Here is a 25,720-nt window from a genome sequence, read left to right on the forward strand (position 1 = left end):
GGGATATACTTTTTAAATAGAGAATTAAGAATTAAACAGTAAGGTTGAAAAGTAAAAACTAAAAACTAAAGATAGAAACTATGGAACTATTAAGAAACCTCTTTGAGGGTTATCCCAATCTTTGGGGCGGAGGAGTGGCACACTCTGTCCTGATTCTGTCCCTGGTCATCACCTTCGGTATCATGCTGGGCAAGTTGAAAGTGGCAGGCATCTCGCTGGGTGTCACCTGGATTTTGTTTGTGGGCATTGTCTTCGGACATTTCGACATGAACCTCGACGAACATCTGCTGCACTTCCTGAAGGAGTTCGGCTTGATACTGTTTGTCTATTCCATCGGTCTGCAAGTGGGACCGGGATTCTTCTCCGCTTTCAAGAAGGGCGGACTTACGCTGAACATGGTAGCAATGCTTTCCGTCTTCCTCAGCGTGGTTATCACCATTGTGTTGCACTTTGCCACCGGAATCCCCATTACTACGATGGTGGGTATCTTGTCCGGAGCCGTGACCAATACCCCCGGTCTGGGTGCTGCCCAGCAGGCAAACAGTGACCTCAACGGGGTGGATGCTCCGGAAATCGCACTCGGATATGCCGTTGCCTATCCGCTGGGTGTGGTGGGCTGCATCCTGGCGCTGCTAGCCTTGAAGATTTTCATGCGGATTAATACCCAAAAAGAAGAGGAGGATGCCGAGCACGGGCTGGGTCATCTGCAGGAGCTGACCGTGCGTCCCATATCGGTAGAGATACGCAATGAGGCAATAGACGGCAAGCGGATCAGAGATGTGAAACCATTGTTGAACCGTGCGTTTGTCATCTCCCGCATCCGGCACACCGGCAGTCAGGAAACAGAACTGGCGAATGCCGATACGGTGCTGCACATGCAGGATGAAATTCTGTTCATTGCCAACCCGAAAGATGTGGAGGCCATTGTTGCCTTCTTCGGAAGAAAAATTTCGGTGGAGTGGGAACGGGAGGACAAGAACTTGATTTCACGCCGCATCCTCATCACCAAGCCGGAACTGAACGGCAAGTCTCTGTCTCAGCTCAAGATACGTAACAACTTCGGTGCCTGCATCACCCGTATCAACCGTTCGGGCGTGGATCTGGTGGCAACTCCCCACTTGCAGTTGCAGATGGGAGACCGTGTGACGATTGTAGGCAGTGAGCTTGCCGTGAGCCATGCGGAGAAGGTATTGGGAAACTCGCTGAAGCGTCTCAACCATCCAAACTTGATTCCTATCTTCCTGGGTATTGCCCTGGGATGTATCTTGGGCAGTCTGCCGTTCATGTTCCCCGGCATTCCCCAACCCGTGAAACTGGGACTGGCCGGCGGACCGTTGGTGGTTTCCATCCTCATCAGCCGTTTCGGGCCTCAATATAAGCTGATAACCTACACGACGATGAGCGCCAATCTGATGATACGCGAAATCGGTATAGCTTTGTTCCTGGCCTGCGTGGGGTTGGGTGCAGGAAAGGGATTCATCGATACCATTATCTACGAAGGCGGCTATGTGTGGATTGGCTATGGGGCCATCATCACGGTTGTCCCGTTGCTGGTGACAGGATTCATGGGGCGCTATTTCTGGAAGCTGAACTACTATACGCTGATAGGTGTGCTGTCCGGAGCTAACACCAATCCACCTGCATTGGCCTATTCCTCGGACTTGACATCCTGCGATGCCCCTGCGGTGGGATACGCCACGGTCTATCCGCTGGCTATGTTCCTGCGGGTGCTGACGGCTCAGTTGCTGATACTGGCACTGGCGTAGTTTCACCATAGATAATCTATGGTACATAGGTTGATTTGATAACAAGTAATGTAAAGAGAGCTAACAAGTAATGTTAGGCTGCTTTACATTACTTGTTATTTTTGTTTGTAGTATTCCTCCGCTTGTGCCAGTGTCTCCGGTTTGCCGATGTCGAACCAGCGGAATCCTTGCAGCGGATAGCCTTGTATGTGCACCTTTGTGCAGGCGGACAAGTAGAAAGGAATGATGGAGAACTTGCCGTCCCACTGCCCATCGTCCATCAGGCGGAAGAGGGAGGGGGAGATGACATGGATTCCTCCGAAGGCGAGTTCCCGGTACTTCGTTTCCCGGTAGTCGAAGCCTGCCGGTTTCACCTCTCCGGTGGACTTGTTTATCCAGCCGTGCAGGTGGTAGTCGTCGTCAAAAAGGAGATAGCGGGAAGTCTTGCGCTCGCTCACAAGCAGGGTAGACTCCGCATCGCTCTCCAGATGGTGGCGGTAGAGACCTGCAAGGTCAATGTCCGTCAGAATATCCACGTTGTGCACCAGGAAAGGTTCTTGCCCGTCCAGAAAGGGACGTGCCTTTTTGATGCCTCCTCCGGTGTCGAGCAGCATGCCGCGTTCGTCGCTGATGTGAATCTCCGTGCCGAAGTTGTCGTGGGCACGGAGGAAGTCGATAATCTGCTCCCCGAAGTGGTGGATATTGACCGTTATCTCATTGAATCCTGCTTCCTTCAACCGCAGTATCACCCGTTCCAGCATGGGCTTTCCTGCTACGGGAACGAGGGCCTTGGGCATGTTGTCCGTCAAGGGGCGCAACCGGGTGCCCAGGCCGGCGGCGAAAATCATGGCTTTCATATTGGCATATTCTCACATTAGCACATTAAACTTTGGCCTTAAACGTCTGTTCAATATTCTGTTCTCTATGTATCAGGTTCACTTGCACGCCGAACTTCTTGTGCAGATGTTCCGCCAGGTGTTGTGCCGAGTACACGGAGCGGTGCTGTCCGCCGGTGCAGCCGAAGCAGACAGACAGATTGGTGAAGCCGCGTTCCATGTAGCGCTTCACGGAAGCGTCGACAAGGGCGTAGGCATGCTCCAGGAATACGGCTATCTCGCCGTCGTCTTCCAGGAAGCGGATAACGGGTTCGTCCAGTCCCGTGAAGGGTTTGTAACGCTCGTACTTGCCGGGGTTGTTCACAGCGCGGCAGTCAAAGACGAAACCTCCTCCGTTGCCCGTGGAATCTTCGGGGATACCTTTTTTGTAGGCAAAGCTGGTGACTTTCACCACGAGGCGGCGCTTTTGCAGGTCGTCTGTAAACTGTTTCAGCTCGGTAAGTTCGCGCAGAATCCGGCAGAGGTAGGGATATTCGGGATAAGGCTCTTGGAGCAGCTGGCGCAGGTTCTCGATGGCGAAGGGGACACTTTGTATGAAGTGGGGCTTCTTCTCGAAGTAACCGCGGAAACCATAGGCACCCAGCACCTGCATGGTGCGGAACAATACGAAGTGGCGAAGCTGGGCATAGAAATAAGCCTCGTCCACGGGCTGGTACTTGCGCAGGGCGTCGATGTATTCCTTCAGCAACTCTTTGCGCAGGCTGTCGGGATAGTTTGCTTTGGCTTGCCACAAGAAGGAGGCAACGTCGTAGTAGACCGGACCTTTGCGTCCGCCCTGGAAGTCGATGAGCCACGGCTCGTCGTCCTTTATCATGACGTTACGGCTCTGGAAGTCGCGGTACATGAAGGTGGCGGAGCTGCTACGGAGCAACACGTCTGCCATCTTCTGGAAGTCATCCTCCAGCCGGTCTTCCTGGAAGTCCATTCCCGTAGCCTTGAGGAAGCAGTATTTAAAGTAGTTCAAGTCCCACAGAATGCTGCGGCTGTTGAACTCTGCCTGCGGGTAGCAGTAGGAGAAGTCCATGCCGTCGGCTCCGGCAAACTGCACGGCGGGCAGCAGACGGATGGTCTTGCGCAGTAACTGCTTCTCATCCTCACCGAATACGCTGGTCTTGCGGCCTTTCTCGATGGCATTGAATAGGAGCGAGTCGCCCAGGTCTTCTTGCAGATAATAGATGTCATCTTCGGAACGGATGAACACTTGCGGTACGGGCAGCCCTTTCTGTCGGAAATGTTCTGCCATGTAGAGGAAGGCGCGGTTCTCCTCCACAGACTCTCCGCTGACGCCGATAAGTGTAGGACTTCCGATGAGGCGGAAGTAGCGGCGGTTGGAGCCGGAGGAGGGGAGTTCGTCAATCTGTTCCGGTTCGTGTCCGGTATGTGCGATGTAGAGTTTCTTAAGTTCTTCGGTTATCATGGTGGTATGTTTTTATTTTCGCAGCTAAGATAAAACTTTTGTTGGAGATATGCTTATCTTTGCACGTTGAAAATGTGCCAATGTGCCAATATGTCAATATGTCAATGACCTGCGGCATGGGGAAGTAGCGCAAGTATAGCGCAGCCGATTAGCACATTGGCACATTAAATCATTAACACATTAATTATGCGTTCCATCCCTCAGTTTCTCATAGCCGCCCCTACATCGGGCAGTGGAAAGACCACCGTCAGTCGTGGACTGATGGCATTGTTTGTGAAGAAAGGTCTGAAGGTGCAGCCTTTCAAATGCGGCCCCGATTATATAGATACCAAGTATCACGAGGTGGTATGCGGCCGTCCTTCCATCAATCTGGATACTTTCATGGCATCTCAGGAGCACGTAAGCAGTCTGTATGCACGCTATTCGGCGGATGCGGATGTTGCCGTGGTCGAGGGGATGATGGGGATGTACGACGGGTACGACCGCGACCGGGGCTCGTCGGCAGAAGTGGCTCGGCTCTTGGGTATTCCTGTGGTGCTGGTGGTTGATGCCAAGTCGGCTGCCTATTCCATGGCTCCTTTGTTGTCGGGGTTCATCAATTTTCGTCCGGATATACGTATTGCGGGAGTTATCTTCAATCGTGTCGGCTCGCTCCGTCACTATCGGATGTTACAGGAGGTCTGTGAAGACTTGAACGTGACTTGTCTGGGCTATCTGCCCAAGCAGAAGGAACTGGAGCAGGAGTCGCGCCATCTGGGGCTGGATTTCAGCCGTTCTAAGGAGACGGAGGGGCTGGACATGCTGGCAGGCTTGCTGGAGGAACATGTGGACTGGGAACTACTGCTCTCGACAACCGGGCGTCCATTGCCTACGGCGGCAGTGGAGGAGAAGCCGGTACTATCGGAGCCGGGGAAGCTGCATATCTCGGTAGCGCGCAACGAAGAGTCCTTTTCCTTCCTCTATGCGGAGCATCTGGATATTCTGCGCCGTATGGGCACGGTCACTTTCTTCAATCCGGAGCAGGACCGGGCTGTTCCGCAAGAGACGGATTTGCTCTATCTGCCCGGCGGCTATCCCGAGAACCGTCTGGAGGAACTTGCCGGGGCAAGGCTTGCCAGGGAGTCTATCCGCAGCTATATAGAGGCCGGTGGCAGGACGCTGGCGGAATGCGGGGGGATGATATATCTTTCGCAGTCCGTTCTTTCTGATGGGGATACGGACGGGGGAAGTGCCGGGAGCTGTGTAGGCAATATTGGAAATGAGATGGTAGGAGTATTGCCTTTCAGCATTACGAACGAGCGTAGACGCAGGAAACTGACATTGGGATACCGCCAGTTCGACTATAACGGATGGCGGCTTAAAGGACACGAATTCCATTATACGCAGTTTGCTGTGCCCGAAACTGATGGAAAAGAAGGTGGTGCGTGCAGTCTTCCTCCCTCGATAGCGCAGGTCTACAATGCCAAAGGAGGGAAGGTAACCACTCCCGTCTTTCGCTATAAGAACCTGATAGCCAGTTATATGCATCTGTATTGGGGCGAGGTGGATGTGATGGCTTTGTTCGGTGAACTCTAAAATAGCGCATTGATATTTTATGTAATTTCGTTTGTGTTCTTGAAATAGTGGAGTATCTTTGTTTTCATTTAAATATATTATGAAACTGAATACTTATCGCTTGTCTTCTTTGGAAGACCCTACTGATTTATCAAATAGAGTATGAAAAGAGTCTATACCAAAACTGGAGACAAAGGAACAACGGGTATTCATGGTGGCGCGCGTGTGCCGAAAGATGACATCCGTATCGAGGCAAACGGATGCCTTGATGAATTGAATGCCGTGATTGGTATCGTGCGCTCCATGCTGGCGGCAGAAGATGGATGGCAGGAGTTGCTGCATGCTGTCCAGCGGGAACTGATGGTGGTGATGAGCCATGTGGCCACTCCCTCGGGAGTGGTGAACCCTAATCCGCTTTCTGCCGCAGAGCTCACGCTGCGCTGTGAGCAGGAGATGGATGCCATGACCGTCCTGCTGACGGACAACGGCTACTTCCTTTTGCCTGGTGGCACTCCCATATCAGCCCAACTGCAGTTTGCCCGTACCGTGGCCCGCCGTGCCGAACGCCGTTTGTGGACACTCCATCGCCAAGACCCTGTGAACGAGGATATTCTGCGCTTCATCAACCGCCTTTCGGACTTGTTCTTCGTCATGGCCCGCATGGAGATGCAGCGGCAGGACTGGCCGGAGGAGAAATGGCAAGAGTTTGCCTACAAAAGGAAAAGACAGTAAGCACTTATCGCTAACCGCCGGGAAGCTGTTTTCAGCATAGGGGTTCTATTTGCTGTCCGAGCCTTAAATCATACAGACATGCCCGTACTTCCGCTTCGCTGCCGATATGCTTTCCTGCATCGTCGGACAGTTTCACGCATTCGCGCCATTCCTGGTTGACGTTCATCTTGCATTGCGTCAGTTTCATTACGATGTTGGAGGGCTTGAATCCGGTATCATTCGTCAGATTGGTGCCGATGCCGAAGGAGCAGCGGATTTTGCCCCTGCAATGCTCCTGGATGTCGAGTGCCTTGCCAAAGTCGAGCGCATTGCTGAAGACGATGGTTTTAGTGGTAGGGTCGATGCCCAGTTCGCGGTAGCGGGCAACGAGCTTGTCGGTGAAATCGAATTCATCACCGGAGTCGCAGCGTACACCGTCGAATAGTTTGGCCTGCTTGCGGCTCAGGTTACTTAGGAAAATGCCGGAGGTATAGGTATCGGACAGTGCGATGCCCAAGTCGCCGTCGTATACGTTCACCCAGTTTTCCAAGGCCATGTAGTTGGCGTGTTTGTAGCCGAACTGTGCGCCGTGGAACATGAACCATTCATGCGGATGCGTCCCCATAGGCTTCATGCCGTATTTCATGGCGAAGTGGCAGTTGGAAGTCCCGGTACAGTATTCGGCGGCTTCCTTCAGACGGTCTATGACTTTGTCCTGTACCTCGAACGAGAAGCGTCTCCGGGTGCCGAACTCTGAAAAATACAGCTGGTGTCGGTTGGAGAGTGCCACCTTTTCGGACAGTTTGCAGAGTATGCCGTCCATGTCGGCCACGTTTCCCAAAGAACGGTTCTTTATTTCGGATACGATAGAAAGCAGGGGGACTTCGTAAAGGGTGGCCTTGTACAGATAGTCCGTGATTTCAATGTTCAGGTGCCGGTCCTCGTCCAGATGGATGCTTACCTTCTCCGGCTGGAAGCGGAAGGAGGAGAGCCACTCCCAATAGACCCTCGGCAGGAAACGGCAGTGGCGGGTCATGTATTCCAGCTCTTCGGCAGTAAGTACGGTCTGTGCCAGGCTGTCCACCGCCTCTTGCAGTTCCTTCAGAAACGTGTCCGTATAGGCGGTGTCGTCTCTGTCCTTGAAGCTGAAAGTGCCCATGGCATAGGGAAACAATTTGATGTAGGCATACGAGGTGGTGAATTTGTAAAGGTCTGTATCGAATATGGTATGAATCATGGCAAAATATTCTTTAGTTATGATGTTCGATTTTGGGGATGAAGATAGTGAAAATTTCTTATTTGATCAGCCTCTATCTGTTAACAACGGCATATTCCTATTAAACCATGTTATAAATGAGACCGTCATGGACAGAAATTTTGGATATTTCGAGGAAGTCCGCACATTTGCAATGTGTTTTTCATAGTATTAGATTTAAGGTTAACAAAAGATTGGCTGTCTGGGATAGATAGCCTTTTTTTATGCCTTCACTTTTCCTTCTCCGTAGAGGTGGCGTGTAGTGCAGAGCGCCAAAGTTCCATAGACCAATACTTGTATCCACATCGTCAGCATCTGCGGCCATACGTCGGCCAGCGTTCCACCCATTGAATTCAGTTTTACAAAAGCAAGTACGGCAGGACCTGCCGGAAACAGATAGTGGGCTGTCTGCCAATACCACGGCATCAGCTCCAGCGGATAGGACACGCCCGAAAGGAAGATATAGCCCACAGAGAAGAAGGCTATCATCAGCAACGGCGCTTCGGAGTCTGTAAACCAGCGGGAGACGGCCAGGGCAAGGAAACTCGTGCCCAGCAGGAAGGGTATCATCATTGTGACGATGTTTCCTCCGCTGCCGATGTGTGGGATGCTGAACAGGTGCGGCAACAGTCCCAGCAGGAATAGGGAAAACACCACGTAGAGCATGAAGTATACGAAGGTCCTGCCTCCGACAATCCGTAATGTATCCTTCAATGAGTCGGCACGCATCAGCCGTATTCCTTTTCTTCGGGCTTCCGCTTCCTCGCCCGTCAGCATGGCAATCACCATCAGCATCGTCTGGAAGATGATGACAATTAGGACGGCGGGAATCAGATAGGAACCGTAGCCCTCTGTATAGTTGTAGAGCGCCGTGCCGGACACGCTGACGGGAGCGGACGAAGCCACTGCCAGCAGTCCTTGCGGAGGTAGGAATACGGTGCCCTCCATGCGGTGGGCATCGTTCACGGCAAGCATGACGCGCGCACTGGATTCTTGCAGTCCTTTGAAGTTGAGGAAAGCGTCCGTGGCGGCATAGAGTACGAAGACCGAAGTCTCGCCCCGTGCCACACGTGCCTCGAAGTCGGCAGGCAGGTAAAGGATGCCTGCCACGTCGCCCTGCTTCATCCATTGGCGGGCTTCGAGGATGTTGGGTGTCTGGCCGTAGACGGCGGTCTGGGGAGTGGCGTCGAGCAGTCGGATGTATTCGCGGCTGAGGGCGGAGTGGGAGAGGTCTACCACTGCGACGGGAGCCTTGCGCACCAGGTTGGGGGCGTACATGTAGTTGTAGAGCAGTCCGTAGAGGAAGATACCGCCTGCCAGCACGAGCAGGATGGCGGGATTGGTGGCGATGGCATGCCACTCGTGGCGGATGACGGAAGCTGTTGACAATGCGGTAGGTGGGCAAGGTGATGGGGAGGCGGAGATTGCTTCTTCCCTTATCTCTTTTTTTATCCACCATTTCAGCAATGGCAGTATCAGCAGTGCTGCCAATAGGAAGATGAAGAGTGTAGCTACCGACTGCCAGAAGTAGGCAAACCCTGCATCGAAGTAAATCATGGCTTGTGCCGCCTCCGTGAAGTGCCGCACGGGGAAGAGGTAGGAGGCCGCATGCACGGGCGCATACATGGCTGTAACGGGAAACGTGACTCCGGACAGCGTAGCCCCCAACGACCCCACCATGGATACTACACTGATGATATAGGCAATCTTGGGAAAGACAGAATAGATAAAGACCGCCAATGCCTGGGTAGCGATGATGAAGAGCACGGTCACTGCATTCATCAGCCACAGACTGCCAGCGAAGGGGATATGTAGCGGGCCGAACAGTACATAGTTTGCCAGGATACCGATGGACGAGAAGATGAGGGTATAGGGCAGCAGTTTCCCTGCTACGGCAGTGAGGATATTGCCTCGTGCCGTCTCCAGCCATTCGCCGACGCTGCCGAATTTCAGTTCGCTGCCTATGGAGTAGACGGTGGTGAGCAGGATGAGTATCTGGAACAGTACGAAAAAGAAAGGCTGGCTCAGGTAGATGGAGTAGTCCATGTCCGGATTGTAGAGGGGATGGGCACTGGCTTCTACGGGGAGCAGAAAGGTCTGTATCTGTTCTCCGCTGACTCCCAGAGCTTCGGCCTGCATCACGATGGGCGAGAGCGCCACGGGGGCAAGCGTATTCTCGAACGCCGCCATCAGCTCGCTGCCTACCGAAAGAAGGGCATAGTGGTAATAATAGGTGAGCGTTGCGCCAGTTCCCGTCACCGCCTTCTGTTCGAAGCGGGGCGGGATGACGAGGTAGCCGTATATGTCCTTCTGTTGCAATGCCCGGCGGGCGTCGGCTTCGTCGGTGAAGTGCTCCGTCACACGGAAGGTGGGGGCGGCAGAGATGCGCCGGGAGATATTGCGCGAAGTGGCAGTGTTGTCCAGGTCGACGATACCCACGGGAATGTTCTCCATCTGTCCGTTTCCAAAGATGGTGGCCATGAAGAACAGACAGAGCAAGGGTAGCACGACGCAGACGCCGAGGTATAGACGGCGGGAGGTCATGCGGTGCCATTCGCGACGGATAACCATGCGGAGCGCTTTCATTGCGTAGCCAAATTCTTTATCTTTCATTTTTTATTCTTCATTTTTAAGAGTACGGACATCCCCGGTCTCAATCCCTCTACCTGCTGTGTGGGACGTGCGTGTATCTCGAACGTCTGCATGTCATAGCTGCCCGTCTGTTTGGTGGATTTCCAGGTGGCGAAGCTGCCCAGCGGACTGATGTAGTAGATGCGGAATTCAATGTCCTTGCCGTCGATGGCGGGGACATCGGCACGGAAAGTGCCTCCCATCTTGAATTGCGGCATCAGGTCCTCGCGTATGTTCAGTACCACGTGTGCATCGTCCATCACGACAAGGCTCATGATGGGAGTACCGGGGGCCACCAGCTCTCCGCGTTTGGGGAAGATGGTGGCTATCTGGCCATCTTCGGGAGCAGTCAGGCGGGAGTCGACGAGGAGGGAGGAGACTTCATCGACAGTGCTTCGCGCCGCTTCCACCAGGCTGCGGGCCGAGGCGCGGTCCTCGCTCTGCGCTCCGTCCACGGCCATCTGGTATTGCTCGTAGGCGGCACGTTCGGCGGCTTGGGCGGCTTTGTACATGGCTTCCACCTCGTCACGCCGCTGGGAGGTGACGACACTGTCCTTATAAAGCGTTACAATGCGTTGGTAAGTGGTCTTGGCGAGGGCAAGGTCGCTCTGCGTCTTGTTCCAGAGTTGCCTGGCGGTGGCCACAATCTGGCGGCGGGTACCGGCGTCTATCTTCTTGTTCTGCTCCTGGGCCACCTGCTCCAGGGCATTCACCTGGCGGTATTTGGCTTCGATGGTGGGGCTGTTGATGACGACAAGCGTATCGCCTGCCTTCACCCAGTCGCCCTCTTGTACGAGGAAGGAGTCCACACGTCCGGGCAGCTTTCCGCTGATACGTATTTCCGTTGCTTCCACTTGTCCTTGCAGGACCAGGGGCTGCCGGTTCATGAGTAACATGCCGGCAAGCGAAATGATGACCGTTGCGGCCAGGATAATGACGAATGCAATGCTGATGCTTTTATTATTGATTTTCATAAAGGGTAGGTTTTAATAAGTTGTCTCGAAATATTTCTCGAACCGTTCCGGCGTTCCGCAGATAGCCAGCAGGTTCATCAGTGCCACATCATATTCGTAATAGGCTGCCAGACGCGCCACGCGGACGGTTGCCAGCATCGTTTCCGCATCTACGACCTCGGTACTGGTTGCCATGCCTTCGGCAAAGGATTTCTTGCGGATTCGCACCAGCTCTTCGCTCAGCTCGATGGTGGTATTCAAGGCGCGTACGTTGTCTTGTGCCTTTTGCAGTTGGGTGTAGAGCTTGTCGATGCCTACGCTCAGGTCTTCTTTGGCTTTTTCTTGTCCCAGGGCAAGGGTCTGCTGGGCTATCTTCGACTGGCGGATGCGCTTCTCACGCGCCAGTCCGTCGAACAGGTTCCAGGTGAAGCCCACACCTACGATGGTGCGGGGGACAAGATTGCTTTGTATGCCGTGGGCATAGAGGGTCTGCTTGCCGAATACGGCGATGTCCGGCAGGTAGCCGCTCTGGTCGATGCGGAGCTGCTGGCGGGCAATCTGTGACTGCAGTTGCAGTTGGTTCACGGTGTAGTTCTCCACCCGCATGGCTTGCAGGAACTCCTCTTTGGCGGGCAGTTGGTCGTTGATGAAAAGCTCCGAAGTAGGATGGATGCTGCATGTGTCTTGCAGGTTGAGCAGGGTGCGCAGGGCACTTTGCACGACGGAGGCCTCCTTCCGGGCAGCCTCCAGTGAACGGGCAGCTTCATCCATATTCACTTGGGCAAAGAGCCGGCCTGCCTTGTCTATCATGCCGGCAGCTTCCAGTTTAAGGGCATTCTGGTAATGGCGTTGCAGGCTGTTGTAAGTCTCCTGCCGCACGCGTACTACCTCTTGCGCAAGTTTCAGCCCGAAGTAGCTTTCTGCCAGCAGGGTGCGTTGCGTGGCATCGGTCTGTCCCCGGTTTTCGCGGGCAATGTCTATCATGGTGTTGCCTATCTTCGAGGCCCGGATGCGCTTGCCGCCGGAGAATACGACCCATTCGGCGGTCAGGCCGACGGAAGTCAGGTTGCGTGGAGCCAGTGGAAAGGCAAGGGTATGGGAGCCTATCTGGTCGAGTATGCTGCTGATGAATTGGTCGTCCGGCACGATGTTGTGCACAAAGTCCTTTGCCGGGTCGGTGAACTGGGAAAGGGGCTGTTTTACCTCTATCTTTTCGGAAAGATGCACGAACGTACCGGCACCTTGCAGGGAGGGGTACCAGAGGGCATTCAGTTTGTCACGTTCCGCACGGGCGGCTTCAATTCCCTTGTCGGCTATTTTCAGGCTGCGGTTGCCGTTTTGCATCTGCCTTAGGGCATCACCGAAGCTAAGGGGAAGGGAGGTTTGTGCGGCCACTCCACCGATGGCAAGCAGCACGCAGGCAGCAGCCGGAAAAAATCTCCGGCATAATAGATTATTCATAAGTTCGTTCGGTTTAGGGGTTCTTGTTTCTCTAAACAAGAGGAGGTGGGAATTGTTCAGTAGTCATCTTTTTGAATAGAACGTTACAAATATAACGAATAGTTTCCGAAGATATGGCTTATGAATGGGAGAGATATTCGGATTTGCACTATCTTTGCATTCGCTAAAATGGAATTTATGGAGAAACTTCATCCGATTATGTTTGCCGGGACGGGCAGTGATGTGGGAAAGAGCATCATTGCTGCCGCCTTCTGCCGCATCTTCAAGCAGGACGGCTATCAGCCCGCACCGTTCAAGGCACAAAATATGGCGCTCAATTCATTTGCCACTCCCGAAGGGCTGGAGATAGGCCGTGCCCAGGCTGTGCAAGCAGAAGCCGCCGGAGTGCCTTGCCACACGGACATGAATCCGCTACTGCTGAAACCACAGTCGGACCATACCTCGCAGGTTGTCCTCAACGGGCGTCCTATCGGCAACCGCAATGCTTATGAGTATTTCCGCAAGGAAGGACGCGACGAGCTGCGCCGGGAGGTTTGTGCTGCCTACGATCGCCTTGCCGCTCGCTATAATCCCGTTGTGCTGGAAGGCGCGGGAAGCATCTCCGAAATCAATCTGCGGGATACCGACCTTGTCAATCTGCCGATGGCCCTGCATGCCGGAGCCGATGTAATTCTTGTGGGCGACATTGACCGTGGCGGTGTGTTTGCCAGTGTCTATGGTTCGCTGATGTTGCTTCGTCCCCATGAGCGGGAACGCATTAAAGGAATTCTTATCAACAAGTTCCGGGGGGATATACGTCTCTTCGAGTCGGGCATTACGATGCTGGAGGAGCTTTGCGGCATTCCCGTTGTCGGGGTGGTGCCTTACTACCGTGATATCTACATTGAAGAAGAAGACTCCGTGGCGCTTGCCGCAAAGTCTGTCCGTGCCGAGAAGGGAAAGGTGAACATCGCCGTCATTCTGCTGCGCCACCTCAGTAACTTCACCGATTTTAATGTCCTGGAACGTGACCCACGCGTACATCTCTTCTATACTAACAATGTGGATGAGCTGGCAAAGGCCGACGTCATCCTGCTGCCCGGCTCCAAGAGCACACTTGATGACCTTTACGAATTGCGCCGTAACGGTGTGGCGGCTGCCATCACCCGTGCCCACCGTGAAGGTGCCACCGTGATGGGCATCTGCGGTGGCTATCAAATGATGGGGCAGGAGGTGCTCGACCCTGAGCATGTGGAAGGAGACATCGAACGCCTGCCCGGACTGGGACTGTTGCCCATCAGTACCCGCATGTCGGGAGAGAAGGTGACCCGCCAGGTGAAGTTTGGTCTGTGCAATCCCCATTCTCCATCTTCCACTCTCCGTTCTCCATTCATGCAGGGCTATGAAATCCATATGGGAGTGACCACCCCCGTGGAAGGCGCCCCCGATTCTCCCCTAAATCTTTTGGAGAACGGCTCTACCGACGGTTACTACGTGGACTCCACCTGCATGGGGACCTATATTCATGGCATTCTCGACAATCCGGAATTCATAGATTTCCTGCTTGCGCCTTTTGCAGACAAACTGTCCGGGAATGCCGGCGCTTTCGATTACCATACATTCAAAGAAGAACAATACGATAGGCTTGCCGAGCACGTGCGCCGCCACGTCAACCTGCCGCTTATCTACCAAATATTGACAAAGAACCATGATTGAAGGACACGGAGACGATTCCTATAAATACAGCCGTCCCATTACGGCAAACTTCAGCTCGAACGTTTACAACAGGGTAGACCTCTCTGCCTTGAAGGCGCATCTGTGTGCCCGGATTGACGGCATCGGCAACTATCCCGAACCGGAGCCTTACACGCTTGAGGCCTGCCTTGCCCGCTGCCACCGTCTTCCTGCCGAGGCAGTGTGCGTGACGAACGGAGCTACCGAAGCCATTTATCTCACCGCGCAGACTTTCCGCGGGACAAACACCGCCATTGTGCAGCCCACTTTCAGTGAATATGCCGATGCCTGCCGCATGCACGGCCATCGGGTCACTTCCCTCTATCGGCTTCCTGCGGAGAGCGAGGGGTATCGCTTGCCGGAAGAGGTGCGCATGCTGTGGCTGTGCAATCCCAACAACCCTACTGGAACGGTCGTGGAGAAGGAATATCTGGCAACACTTATCAGTCATAATCCGCAGGTATGTTTCGTCATCGACCAGTCTTACGAGTTTTTCACCTTGCGTCCGCTTTTCTCTGCTGCCGAGGCGGCGGAATTTCCCAACGTTCTGCTGCTGCACTCCATGACCAAGCGTTATGCCGTTCCCGGTCTGCGACTGGGATATGTCACCGGCGCCCCCCACCTGCTGCACCGCTTGCGTACCAACCGTATGCCCTGGTCGGTCAATCAGCTTGCCATTGAGGCGGGACTCCATCTGTTGGAACATGATGTTCCCAATCCGCTGGATGTGGCGTCTTACTTGCAAGAGGCTGCCCGCCTGCGCAGTGCGCTCGAGGCATTGGGAGGACTGGAGGTATGGGCCACCGAAACCCATTTCATGCTGGTGTGCCTCCGTATGGGCAAGGCTTCCGCCTTGAAAGACTATCTGGCCGGGGAGCATGGCATCTTGATTCGGGACGCCTCCAACTTTGACGGGCTGAATGAGCACTTCTTCCGCATAGCCGCCCAGAGCCGGGAGGAGAATGACAGGCTTGTAAAAGCAATAGGACAATGGCTTGAGGAGGAATAACCGATGGAAGAAGATGTACTTATACTTTTGGGTGTCGCCTTCAACTTGAACCTGCCGCTTCTCACAGCCTGGCTGCTCGACCACTGGCTGGGCGACCCGGCGTGGCTACCCCATCCGGTGGTGGCTTTCGGCAAAGCCATTTCTTTCTGTGAGCACCGGTTGAACCGGGGCGATTTGCGTTTTCTGAAAGGTGCGTTTGTGGCGGTGTCTCTTGTCTTGGGGGTATACGTCATTACGCTTTTGTTGCTCCGCTTGGCGGCACTCTTTTCTCCGGGCATGCTTCTAACGCTGCAAATATTGCTGATATTCTATTGCTTGGCGGGCACTACGCTGGTTCGCGAGGTGCGTATGGTGTTCAAGGCGGTGGACCGTTCCTTGGAGGAAGGGAGGATGCAAGTGGCACGTATCGTAGGGCGTGATACGTCTGCACTCTCGGCGCAGGAGGTGAGAACCGCGGCATTGGAGACTTTGGCAGAGAATTTGAGTGACGGGGTAGTTGCCCCCTTGTTCTGGTATCTGCTGTTGGGAGTTCCGGGCATGCTTGCCTATAAGATGGTGAACACGCTGGATTCTATGGTCGGCTACAAGAATGAACGCTATCGTCGGTTCGGCTGTTTTGCTGCCCGTTTGGATGATGTTGCCAATTATATTCCCGCCCGTCTGACAGCCTTTCTGATGGTACTGGTTTCCGGTCGCCTTTCCTTGTTTGCTTTTGTGGGCAGATATGGCAGCCAGCATGCCAGTCCCAATTCCGGTTATCCGGAAGCCGCCCTTGCCGGTATTCTGGACTGCCGTTTCGGAGGTCCGCACAACTATTTCGGCGAGGAGGTATGGAAACCTTATATCGGTTCTAATGAACGGCCTCTGAAGACAGAAGATATGCGTGTGGCTGTCCGCATCAACCGGCGTGTGGAGTGGTGGATGGTGGTTGCCGTAATAGTGACATCGACCTTGGCTTCCTTTTGTTTTTAAAATGTTGTTATTTTAACTGATTCTTTGTCCGTTCCAAAAAGATATAATATCTTTGCAAGACCGCGTTGCATTAAAAATGTAACTTTTAAAGCAGACAAAGTCTTATAAATGAGGATAAAGCAACTATATATATTCCTTTTCTTTATTTGGTTCGGGAGCACAATAATTGCATCGGCAACAGATAAAGCGGATTCTTGGACTAAAGAAAAGGAAAGTATAGTCCATGAGGTCATCTCCACTTTTCACAACAGCCTCGGTTTCGACTATCTGACCCGGGAGGAGTGTGACTCGCTGAATGCCGACGGCCTTTTGTCCCAATTGGATGAATCCCAGCGCTATTACACCTATTTCGAACTGGAAAGAATACTTATAAAATCCTCCCTTTTCCGTGGAGAAATCCGTATGGCCATTGCCCAGAGCGACCAGATGTACTCCAAAGCCCGCGCGCTTGCCTACCCCTTCGGCAATGCCCTGGCGCTGAATGCCATGGGAGAGGTGTACAGCTATACCGGCAGGCTTCGGGAAGCCGGTGCCGCTTACGAAGAGTCTTTGAGACTGCTGGATGGGATGGACGGGGAGGATGTGCATATCCGCATGCTACTGGTGGAACTGATAGATTATAACCTGCGCATACGGAATGTAAACGGTGCCTCGCGTTATCTTGCACGTCTGAACCTCTATCCGGAAGACCGGCTTTCTCCGCTGGAGCTGGCCATGCGTCACATCTCCAATGCTTCCTGCCAATTATTCAAGGGTGACTTGAAAGCTGCCAGCCATTGTCTGGTACAGATAGGCCAGCTTGAAGCGCAACTGATTCCGGAGATACGGCAATACCTTCTGATTATAGATGCCCGTTATCTGGTGGCCACCGGAGAGCATGAGGCAGCCTTGACCGCCTACAATGATTTCCTTCAAACCGAATATGCCCGGATAAACCATAACATCTACAAGGAAGCTCTGCTCGAAAAGGCGGATTTACTGGTGAAGATGGGGAACAAGGAAGAAGCCTACGGACAGTACGGCAAGGTCTTTTCGTATATCAAGACTTCGTTCGAGAAGAACTATCCCAAGGAGATAGACCGGCTCTGTACCCGTTTCCAGGCCGACCAACTGGCCTACCAGAACGAACGCGACCGCATTGTATCCATGCGTTTCTATCTGGCAGGCATCATTGTGTCCGTACTGTTTCTGATATTCCTCCTGGTGCTGGGCTGGAAGAAGATATTCCGTTTGAAGCGTTCCCAGATGCGGCAGGAGGCGATGAAGGAGAAAGCGGTGCAAGCCATACAACGGAAGAATATGTTTCTTTCGAACATGAGCCATGAGGTACGTACGCCGCTGAATGCCATTGTCGGATTCTCGGCGGTACTGACGGATGAGGACGAGTCATTCGATGACGAATCGCGCCGGGAATTCTCCGAAATTATCAAGGTGAATTCCTTTCAGTTGCTGAAACTTATCAATGACATTCTGGATTTCTCGGATTTCGAGAATGACAATATAACCTTCAACATCCGCACGCATGATGCCGTGAAGTTGTGTAATGAGGTCGTGGAGACCGTGATGGCCTCGCGCAAGCTGGAGGTTGAAATGCGTTTTGACACGGATTTGTCCGTCCTGATGCTGGATACGGACGATGCGCGCCTCCGCCAGGTCTTGATAAACCTGCTGGTGAATGCCGCCAAGTTTACGGAACAAGGCTCCATCGTGCTGGAACTGAAGATGGCTGATGCCGGTACGGCACTTTTCTCCGTGACGGATACCGGATGCGGCATTCCACCGGAAAAGCAGCACTTGATTTTTGAACGCTTTGAAAAGCTGAATGATTTTGTGCAGGGAAGCGGACTGGGCCTTTCCATCTGCCAACTGATTGTGAAATATATGAACGGCAAGCTGTGGGTGGACAGTGGGTACACCCGTGGCGCGCGTTTCTGTTTTACGCATCCTTTGAAGTATAATCCCGCATTACACGGAGGAACGGCGCAATGAAACGAATACTGATTCTCATCCATGTTTTGTTTTGCGGATATATCTGTCCGCTGCTGGCAGAAGACACGGGGGCTGTCCGGTATCAGGACAGCATCCTGAAGGTTGCCGATACCCTGCCGGCCACCCTTGTCCGGCTGACGTATCTCCGTGACATGGCCTACAAGCACCAGTATGCTCCCTATAACATGACTTTTTCCACCCGTCTGTACGAGGAGGCGCGGCGGCAGAAGAACGCTTTCTATGAGAATATGGGCGCTTACTATCTGGCGGCATGTTATGACAAGAAACACGACCCGGACAGTCTGTCGTATTGGGTGGATGTGCTGAAGGATTTTGTCTCCCAGGTAGGCACTTACGATTATTATCTGGAGCAGAAGGCTGCCATCAGCCGCGCCCTGGCTTCCAAGAGACAGATAGAGAAAGCGGTGTATGTGGCTAAGGAGACGTTGGAGGAATCAAAACTCCGCCATAGCAATAACGGGATGATAGCGGCGTATAACAGTCTGGGGTGTGCCTACGGAGTGTCCAGCCGCCCGAATGAGGCACTGGACGCTTTCTTGGAGGCTTACCGGAATTTCTCTCCCCAGACAAAGACCAGCCTGAAAGTGGATATACTGTCGCGTATTGCCCAGGTATACGGCAATGGCGGTAAAGACAGCCTGAAGCTGCCCTATTTGCATGAAATGGACATGACGTTGCAGACGGTTATTTCCAAAGAACCCGAGACAAGGAAGAACTGGAGCAATTTCGAGATTGACTGCGAAGTGAAGTATATCCTGCACTACATGAACCGGAAGAACTTTACAGTGGCGCACGAGCATATCGAGAAAGTAAAGAAACTGCTTGAACCGCATGTAGATCCCGTCTTCTGGCTGAATGTCCAGTTGATACAGCTTCAATATTATGCCAAGACCGATGAGTATGACAAAAGCATCGCATTGATAGACGAGGTGACCCCTACGGTACTGAACAACTACGTTTCCACCTTTGCCACTTTGATAAACTACAAGGCGAGTACGCAATATGACAAGGGGGACATTGACGGGGCCATCGAGACCCGGCGCTACCTCATACGCAAGCAGGATTCGCTGAACAATGCCTTCTCGGCCAACCAGTTGAAGCAGGTGAAGGAGATTTACCACATTGACGAGCTGTTGTTGGAGAAGCAGAAGATTCAGGACATGAATTACCGTATAGGATTTATATTCCTGGGCGTCTGCCTGCTGCTGATGCTGCTTTTCTACTTGTATACGCGCTATGTCTCCGGAAAGATTGCTGTCGTAGAGAAGAAGACGGCTGAAGCCGCTTTGCAGGCAGAGACGGACAACATCGCGAAGGAACGTCTGAAATCGGAAATCAGCCATGATATACGTACTCCGCTGAATGTGGTGGTGGGCTTTGCCGAATTGCTGACCGGAAAGGAGGAGCTGGATAAGGAGACTAAGAGGGAATACGGGCAGATGATTCAGACCAATGCGGAAAGTCTGCTGAATTATGTCAACAGCATTCTGGAGTTGTCCCGCCTGGAGTCCGGCAAGATTCAGTATGAGGACGAGGAGTGTGACATTATTCAGTTGTGCAGTGAGGTGCTGGATAAAGTGAACAGCCGTGAGGAGAGCGCTGTGTCTGTCAGCCTGCAGACCGACCTCAAGGAACAGTTTGCGAGGACAGACCGGAGATGGTTCGATACATTGCTTGTCAGCATGCTGACTCCGTCAGAGAATGATACTGCCCGTTATGAGGCGATTATCCGCATCAGACGGGACCGCACTAGGTCGGCCCTCTATTTCGATGTGGTCAACGCCCCGTTTGCAAAGGTACATTTTGAGAATAAAACGAGCTTGATTCGCCATGAAATCAATGCCCATTTTATTCATTATTTTGGAGGTATCTACAAGGTGCAAACCGAAGCGGAGGAAGGCCCTACTATTTCGTTCACTATTCCTTGTCGAGATTGATGCGGACGATGCCGCCGTAGGGCGTCAATGCGTCGAAGGCTTCTTCGGCTTTGAGGATTCCGGCATAGAGTTGCGCGCAGATGAGTACGCCGCCATGTGCGAAGATGGCAACGCGTGTATAGGGCTTCTTCCTCAACTCGTCCAGAAACTGGCCGACACGTCGGTATTGCATGGCAAAGGACTCTCCACCGGTAGCTGCCACGTTCATGTAGTCGGCATACCATTCCTGCAAGCGTGGGTCTTCATTCTGCTCGAACGGCTTCATCTCCCAGTCACCAAAATTGATTTCCATAATCCGTTTGTCCCGTTCTGCATCGGGATAGCCGCAATAGGTGGCGAGGCGCACGCAACGGGTCAGGGGACTGGTGTAGACGTGGTCGAACGGAAGGTATGCCTTCAGGTTTTCTGCTGTCACGGCGGCTTCCGCTTCAAACGTGGGTTTTAGGGGAACATCGGTCTGTCCGTAGCATACGCCCGGAGGGACATCTACCGAAGTGTGTCGAATGAATATTACTTCCATCTTTAATTTTTAGTTTTAATTTATAATTAGGATAAGGCTTCCCAAATAGAAGGACAGTTCGCATAGCAGGAAAGTGGCCCCGCAGCAGTCACCCGTATATCCTTGCAGGCGCCGCTTCATCAATCGGTAGAGCAGGAAGAAGGTGAGCAGTGGGAAGAGGGTGGCAATCCACAGCTTTATAGGCAGCAGCAGTACGAAAGGAAGCAGACCGCAAAGAAATCCGGCCAGTAACTCGTACCAGCTCATGCGGTTGTAGACGGTCTTGCTTTTGCTGTCTTCCTCTTTCCGGGCATAGGGCAGATAGTTGACAATCTGGGAGGCACAGAACTTGGACCAGCAGTCACCGCAGAGCACAAGGATGCAGAGAAGTCCCAGTGGCAGGTGATGAAGTTGGAGCAACAGCAGGAAATAGCATATCAATCCGATGACACCGTAGCTTCCGATGTGGGAATCCTTCATGATGGCAAGAGTCCGTTCTCGGGTGGTACCGCCACCGAAACCGTCGAAAAAGTCTGCCAGTCCGTCTTCGTGCAGGCATCCGGTGACAATTAGGCGTGCGATGAGGGCAAGAATCCATGCCAATGACACCGGCATAATCTGTCCGGCAAGCCACAGCACTGCCGCCATCACGCCTCCCGTCAGCCAGCCTACAAGCGGCCAATAGGGAACCACATGCTTGAAACACTCTGCCGGTACTTCCTTGATTTTCCAGAAGGGCAGTCGGGTGAGCATTATGAATGCAGCCAAGACATTGTTCATATTAAAAGTATTTAGTGATGGAGGCATGTGCAAAGTTATCCATTTCATTGAGCATCCGCACGGCCGAGTCGACAATGGGATATGCACAGATGGCCCCCGTTCCTTCTCCCAAACGCAGTCCCAGGTTCAGCAGCGGACGGGCATGCAGGGCGTCGAGTACCAGTTTGTGGCCCGACTCGTCTCCGCAGTGTCCGAAGATGGCGTAATCCGTCACTTCCGGATAGAGCCTGGCGGCGGCAAGCAGGCAGTTGGTCATGATGAATCCGTCTACAAGGATAATCATCCTCAGCTCGGCAGCTTGCAGCATGGCGCCTATGGCCATCACCATTTCCAGTCCGCCAAAGTAGCGGATGATGTCTCGGGGAGAGCCGTCGCCCTTGTAGTTCTCCATAGACTGCTTCAACACTTCGTATTTGTGGCGGATGCCCGCGCTGTCGAGTCCGCTGCCTGCGCCGACACATTGTTCCAGAGGAATACCGGTGAAGCAGGTCATCCACAGGGAGGATGAAGAGGTGTTTCCGATACCCATTTCACCGAAGCTGAGGACATTACTGCCTTCTTCATGGCATTGGCGCACCACCTCGGCACCCCGTTCCAGGCACATCTCCATTTCCTCTTCCGTCATGGCTGCCTCGTGCAGATAACTCCGGGTGCTTTTGCGCACTTTCATATTGATGATGCCTTTCTCGTAGGGGAGGTCGTAGTCTACTCCTGCATCTACAATCTTCAGGGTAAAGCCGTGCTGCCGGCAGAGGAAATTGACACCTGCCCCTCCATGAAGGAAGTTGCTGATTTGCTGCCAGGTGATTTCCTTTGGAGACAGACTGACACCTTCTTCTACAATGCCGTGGTCGGCGGCGAAGATAATGTTTTGCGGATGTTTCAAGGCGGGGGATAATGTCTGTTGTATGAGTCCGATTTGGAGTGCCAGTTCTTCTAAAATGCCCAATGAGCCTTTGGGTTTGGTCAGGTTGTTGATTTTGTCAATCAATGCAGGACGGATTGACTCGTCCGGGCGGGTGATATGAAATGTTTTCATCAGTCTGTTGAATTTTAATTGTCTGTTGTTTTATGAATGAGTGTTTTTTACGGTAAGTGGGATGCCGGATACCATCAGTATCACTTCGTCGGTACGGGCGGCTACATATTGGTTCATCCAGCCTTGCATGTCCGTGAACTTTCGTTGCAGTTCGTTCTCGGAAGTTCCTCCCATACCTATTTCATTGGTTACAAAGATGAAGGTTGCGTCTTGTGCCGTGAAGCGGTCGAACTCCGCCTTTACTGCGGCAAGTGCCCGGTCGGTATCTGAATGCAGGTCGAAGAAAAAGTTGGTACACCATAAGGTGATGCAGTCTATCAGGACGACCCGCCCCTCCAGCCGGTGGCGGCTGAGTTCTTTCTCCTCTTCGATGTTTGTCCATTCCGGTCCCCGGCGTTCCTGATGCCGGATTACCCTCTGGCGGAATTCTTCGTCCCAGATGCGTGCCGTGGCAAGATAAACGGGAGTGGGAGAGAGCTCGAGTGCCAGCTTTTCCGCATAGGTGCTTTTGCCGGAACGTGCTCCTCCGGTGATGAGTATGATTCGTTTCATTGGTATTTAGTCTGTATTTTGAAAGAATATCTTTGTTTTCCCGAGCAAAAATAAGAAATATTTGACGAAACGTTTGTTTTTTTAGGAAGTAATTTATTAACTTTGCCACCGTTTTTAAGGCATGACCTTGGAAATGTTTATGCGGCAGTAGCTCAGTTGGTAGAGCATCAGCTTCCCAAGCTGAGGGTCACGAGTTCGAGTCTCGCTTGCCGCTCCTCCATTTAGAGTTAGGCAGTTGCATCACAGCGGCTGCCTTTTTTTAAATATCGAGGAAAATGTTCGGGTCAAGCCATTTTAAACGTAGGAAAAACTTTAAAAAACGAAATAGAATGGCAGTAGAATTGAAAGACCTTACCAAACGTAGTGAGAATTATTCTCAGTGGTACAACGAGTTGGTGGTAAAAGCCGATTTGGCAGAACAATCGGCAGTACGCGGCTGTATGGTAATCAAGCCCTACGGATACGCTATCTGGGAGAAGATGCAACGTCAGTTGGACGATATGTTCAAGGAAACGGGACACGTCAACGCTTATTTCCCCTTGCTTATTCCGAAATCATTCCTCAGCCGTGAAGCGGAACATGTGGAAGGCTTTGCCAAAGAGTGTGCCGTCGTGACGCACTATCGTTTGAAGAACGACCCGAATGGCGGCGGTGTGGTGGTGGACCCTGCTGCAAAACTGGAAGAAGAGCTGATTATCCGCCCTACTTCCGAAACCATCATCTGGAACACCTACAAGAACTGGATCAATTCATACCGCGACCTGCCTATCTTGTGCAACCAGTGGGCAAACGTGTTCCGTTGGGAAATGCGTACCCGTCTGTTCCTCCGTACCGCCGAATTCCTCTGGCAGGAAGGACACACGGCACATGCCACCCGCGAGGAAGCCGAAGAAGAAGCGGTAAAGATGCTGAATGTATATGCCGAGTTTGCCGAAAAATACATGGCGGTGCCCGTGGTAAAGGGCGTGAAGTCTGCCAACGAGCGTTTTGCCGGTGCCCTCAACACCTACACCATCGAAGCGATGATGCAGGACGGAAAGGCTTTGCAGAGCGGTACTTCCCACTTCTTGGGACAGAACTTCGCCAAGGCGTTCGATGTACAGTTCGTCAATAAGGAGAACAAGCTGGAGTATGTTTGGGCTACCTCCTGGGGTGTTTCCACCCGTCTGATGGGAGCGCTTATCATGACGCATTCCGATGACAACGGTCTGGTACTTCCTCCGCACCTGGCTCCGATACAAGTAGTCATCGTACCTATCTACAAGAATGCAGAGATGCTGGCTAAGATTGACGAGAAAGTGGCAGGCATTGTTGCCAAGCTGAAGTCAATGGGTATTTCCGTGAAGTACGACAATGCCGACAACAAACGTCCGGGCTTCAAGTTTGCCGACTATGAGGTGAAGGGTGTTCCCGTTCGTCTGGTGATGGGTGGCCGCGACCTGGAGAACAATACAATGGAAATCATGCGTCGCGATACACTGGAGAAGGAGACGCGTTCCTGCGAGGGTATCGAAGAGTACGTGAAGGATTTGCTCGAGGACATTCAGGCTAATGTCTACAAGAAAGCGCTCGATTACCGTAACAGCCGCATCACCAGCGTGGACAGCTACGAGGAATTCAAGGAAAAGATTGAAGAGGGCGGCTTCATTCTGGCTCATTGGGACGGGACTACCGAAACCGAAGAGAAAATCAAGGAAGAGACCAAAGCAACCATCCGTTGTATTCCTTTCGATTCATTTGTTCCGGGTGACAAGGAACCGGGCAAGTGTATGGTTACCGGCAAGCCTTCTGCCTGCCGCGTGATTTTCGCACGTTCCTATTAATAATACCCACCCCGGATTACGCGGATTAACACAGATGATTTTAGGAGTTCTGATAATCAGAAACTTTTATCTGCGTTAATCCGCGTAATCCGGGGTGATTGTATATCTTGATACGTCCTCTCGGTTTTAAATTTATAGAGTTATCTCTCATCATGAATTGATGAACAGCTATTTATATTGCTTCAGAAATTCTGAGATTGTTTTACGTACAGTTTCCGGAGATTGTTTTGAATGAAGCATTGCTGCAATGACAATCCTATTCTCATCAATCAAATAATATATCACGTTAGGGGAAAGTTTTAAATGACGGACAGTAATGTTGTTAAATAGAGTAGAAAAATCACTGTCTATAATTCCTATATACGGATGTTTTGCTAAAAGATTTACTTTGTCTTGTATCTTTTGACGTGTTTTCTGTGCCGTCAACATGCCAAAATTATTCTCTACATAAATAAGTATCTCTAAAAAGTGCTCATAAGCCAACTTAGACCAGACTATTTCCATCCCATGCGTTCATTTATCATACTCTCTATTTGGGAGTTTGATATACAGTGTCCTGCTTTATTCTCTTCTAAGGCAAATAGAAGGGCTTCAGCCAAAGCATCTCGGGGAATACTGTTGATAAAGTCGTCCATCGGTATGGCTGATTGATGATAAGTTGCCATCATCGGTTCTTGTGCCGTTTGTTTGGAAGAGTCCTGCTCTTTATATGGTTTAATTTTACCCATTGCTTTTATTTTTAATCAAAGGTAAACTGAATAAA

Annotated in this window: 21 protein-coding genes and 1 tRNA gene; 10 read left to right on the top strand and 12 right to left on the bottom strand. The window is 52.3% G+C overall.

Annotated features, from left to right (window positions below):
- The first annotated feature begins 80 nt into the window (after nt 1-80).
- Nucleotides 81-1,766: a putative transporter gene (locus tag EYA81_RS17770; RefSeq protein WP_009038541.1), complete on the top strand. Its 1,686-nt coding sequence runs from the start codon at nt 81-83 to the stop codon at nt 1,764-1,766.
- Between the two features lie 95 nt (nt 1,767-1,861).
- Here the strand turns inward: EYA81_RS17770 and EYA81_RS17775 are convergent, their stop codons facing one another.
- Complete coding sequence (locus EYA81_RS17775; RefSeq protein ID WP_131226246.1) at nt 1,862-2,602, bottom strand: nucleotidyltransferase family protein; 741 nt, start codon at nt 2,600-2,602, stop codon at nt 1,862-1,864.
- Nucleotides 2,603-2,627: 25 nt separating this feature from the next.
- Nucleotides 2,628-4,058, bottom strand: coding sequence for an RNase adapter RapZ (locus EYA81_RS17780; RefSeq protein ID WP_117599544.1), 1,431 nt, complete (start codon nt 4,056-4,058; stop codon nt 2,628-2,630).
- A gap of 186 nt (nt 4,059-4,244) precedes the next feature.
- Between EYA81_RS17780 and EYA81_RS17785 the strand changes: the two genes are divergently transcribed.
- On the top strand, nt 4,245-5,633 hold the full coding sequence (locus EYA81_RS17785) for a cobyrinate a,c-diamide synthase (RefSeq protein WP_117599545.1): 1,389 nt from the start codon (nt 4,245-4,247) through the stop codon (nt 5,631-5,633).
- 141 nt (nt 5,634-5,774) lie between these two features.
- The gene (locus tag EYA81_RS17790) at nt 5,775-6,344 is read left to right on the top strand and encodes a cob(I)yrinic acid a,c-diamide adenosyltransferase (protein ID WP_022401002.1); all 570 of its coding nucleotides are present in this window, start codon (nt 5,775-5,777) and stop codon (nt 6,342-6,344) included.
- Nucleotides 6,345-6,375: 31 nt separating this feature from the next.
- Here EYA81_RS17790 and pncB read toward each other — a convergent pair whose 3' ends face one another.
- The 4 genes from pncB to EYA81_RS17810 form a co-directional block, all read right to left on the bottom strand.
- Entirely contained in the window at nt 6,376-7,560 is a 1,185-nt protein-coding gene (gene pncB / locus EYA81_RS17795) for a nicotinate phosphoribosyltransferase (RefSeq protein WP_131226248.1), read from the bottom strand.
- Between the two features lie 240 nt (nt 7,561-7,800).
- Nucleotides 7,801-10,191 carry an ABC transporter permease gene (locus EYA81_RS17800; protein WP_131226250.1) on the bottom strand — a complete coding sequence of 797 codons (2,391 nt, stop codon included), beginning with the start codon at nt 10,189-10,191 and terminating at the stop codon, nt 7,801-7,803.
- Complete coding sequence (locus EYA81_RS17805) at nt 10,188-11,183, bottom strand: HlyD family secretion protein (protein ID WP_008663461.1); 996 nt, start codon at nt 11,181-11,183, stop codon at nt 10,188-10,190. The genes EYA81_RS17800 and EYA81_RS17805 overlap by 4 nt, the downstream gene beginning before the upstream one ends.
- Nucleotides 11,184-11,195: 12 nt before the next feature.
- Nucleotides 11,196-12,623, bottom strand: a complete 1,428-nt coding sequence (locus EYA81_RS17810) for a TolC family protein (protein WP_016273658.1) — start codon at nt 12,621-12,623, stop codon at nt 11,196-11,198.
- A gap of 177 nt (nt 12,624-12,800) precedes the next feature.
- Here EYA81_RS17810 and EYA81_RS17815 point away from each other — a divergent pair, with 177 nt between their 5' ends.
- From EYA81_RS17815 to EYA81_RS17835, 5 genes are all read left to right on the top strand, one after another.
- On the top strand, nt 12,801-14,318 hold the full coding sequence (locus EYA81_RS17815; protein ID WP_171030465.1) for a cobyric acid synthase: 1,518 nt from the start codon (nt 12,801-12,803) through the stop codon (nt 14,316-14,318).
- Nucleotides 14,311-15,345 carry a threonine-phosphate decarboxylase gene (locus EYA81_RS17820; protein ID WP_131226252.1) on the top strand — a complete coding sequence of 345 codons (1,035 nt, stop codon included), beginning with the start codon at nt 14,311-14,313 and terminating at the stop codon, nt 15,343-15,345. The genes EYA81_RS17815 and EYA81_RS17820 overlap by 8 nt, the downstream gene beginning before the upstream one ends.
- 3 nt (nt 15,346-15,348) lie before the next feature.
- A complete protein-coding gene (gene cbiB / locus EYA81_RS17825) occupies nt 15,349-16,317 on the top strand; it encodes an adenosylcobinamide-phosphate synthase CbiB (protein WP_131226253.1) in 969 nt (322 codons plus the stop codon).
- A gap of 108 nt (nt 16,318-16,425) precedes the next feature.
- A complete protein-coding gene (locus EYA81_RS17830) occupies nt 16,426-18,306 on the top strand; it encodes an ATP-binding protein (protein WP_117589516.1) in 1,881 nt (626 codons plus the stop codon).
- Complete coding sequence (locus tag EYA81_RS17835; RefSeq protein ID WP_117589515.1) at nt 18,303-20,264, top strand: sensor histidine kinase KdpD; 1,962 nt, start codon at nt 18,303-18,305, stop codon at nt 20,262-20,264. Before EYA81_RS17830 ends, EYA81_RS17835 begins: the two co-directional genes overlap by 4 nt.
- Here EYA81_RS17835 and cobC read toward each other — a convergent pair.
- Genes cobC through cobU form a run of 4 tightly spaced genes read right to left on the bottom strand, consistent with a single transcriptional unit; the run spans nt 20,245 to nt 23,134 of the window.
- Nucleotides 20,245-20,784, bottom strand: coding sequence for an alpha-ribazole phosphatase (gene cobC / locus EYA81_RS17840; protein WP_131226255.1), 540 nt, complete (start codon nt 20,782-20,784; stop codon nt 20,245-20,247). The two genes, EYA81_RS17835 and cobC, sit on opposite strands and share 20 nt — an antisense overlap.
- 15 nt (nt 20,785-20,799) lie before the next feature.
- Nucleotides 20,800-21,543, bottom strand: coding sequence for an adenosylcobinamide-GDP ribazoletransferase (locus EYA81_RS17845; protein ID WP_131226256.1), 744 nt, complete (start codon nt 21,541-21,543; stop codon nt 20,800-20,802).
- A gap of 1 nt (nt 21,544) precedes the next feature.
- Nucleotides 21,545-22,582: a nicotinate-nucleotide--dimethylbenzimidazole phosphoribosyltransferase gene (gene cobT, locus EYA81_RS17850; protein WP_035448437.1), complete on the bottom strand. Its 1,038-nt coding sequence runs from the start codon at nt 22,580-22,582 to the stop codon at nt 21,545-21,547.
- Nucleotides 22,583-22,612: 30 nt separating this feature from the next.
- Nucleotides 22,613-23,134 carry a bifunctional adenosylcobinamide kinase/adenosylcobinamide-phosphate guanylyltransferase gene (gene cobU / locus EYA81_RS17855; protein WP_061412622.1) on the bottom strand — a complete coding sequence of 174 codons (522 nt, stop codon included), beginning with the start codon at nt 23,132-23,134 and terminating at the stop codon, nt 22,613-22,615.
- Between the two features lie 141 nt (nt 23,135-23,275).
- Between cobU and EYA81_RS17860 the strand changes: the two genes are divergently transcribed.
- Together EYA81_RS17860 and proS are read left to right on the top strand one after the other, a co-directional pair.
- Nucleotides 23,276-23,348 (top strand) — tRNA-Gly (locus EYA81_RS17860).
- Nucleotides 23,349-23,463: 115 nt separating this feature from the next.
- Nucleotides 23,464-24,957, top strand: a complete 1,494-nt coding sequence (gene proS / locus EYA81_RS17865) for a proline--tRNA ligase (RefSeq protein ID WP_005829226.1) — start codon at nt 23,464-23,466, stop codon at nt 24,955-24,957.
- A 168-nt stretch (nt 24,958-25,125) separates the two neighbouring features.
- On the opposite strand, the gene EYA81_RS17870 is transcribed toward proS, so the two are convergent.
- On the bottom strand, nt 25,126-25,461 hold the full coding sequence (locus EYA81_RS17870; RefSeq protein WP_005836958.1) for a type II toxin-antitoxin system RelE/ParE family toxin: 336 nt from the start codon (nt 25,459-25,461) through the stop codon (nt 25,126-25,128).
- The gene (locus EYA81_RS17875) at nt 25,452-25,685 is read right to left on the bottom strand and encodes a hypothetical protein (RefSeq protein ID WP_005829224.1); all 234 of its coding nucleotides are present in this window, start codon (nt 25,683-25,685) and stop codon (nt 25,452-25,454) included. Before EYA81_RS17875 ends, EYA81_RS17870 begins: the two co-directional genes overlap by 10 nt.
- Between the last annotated feature and the right edge of the window lie 35 nt (nt 25,686-25,720).

Source organism: Bacteroides sp. A1C1 (assembly GCF_004328515.1).
Taxonomy (GTDB): domain Bacteria; phylum Bacteroidota; class Bacteroidia; order Bacteroidales; family Bacteroidaceae; genus Bacteroides; species Bacteroides uniformis.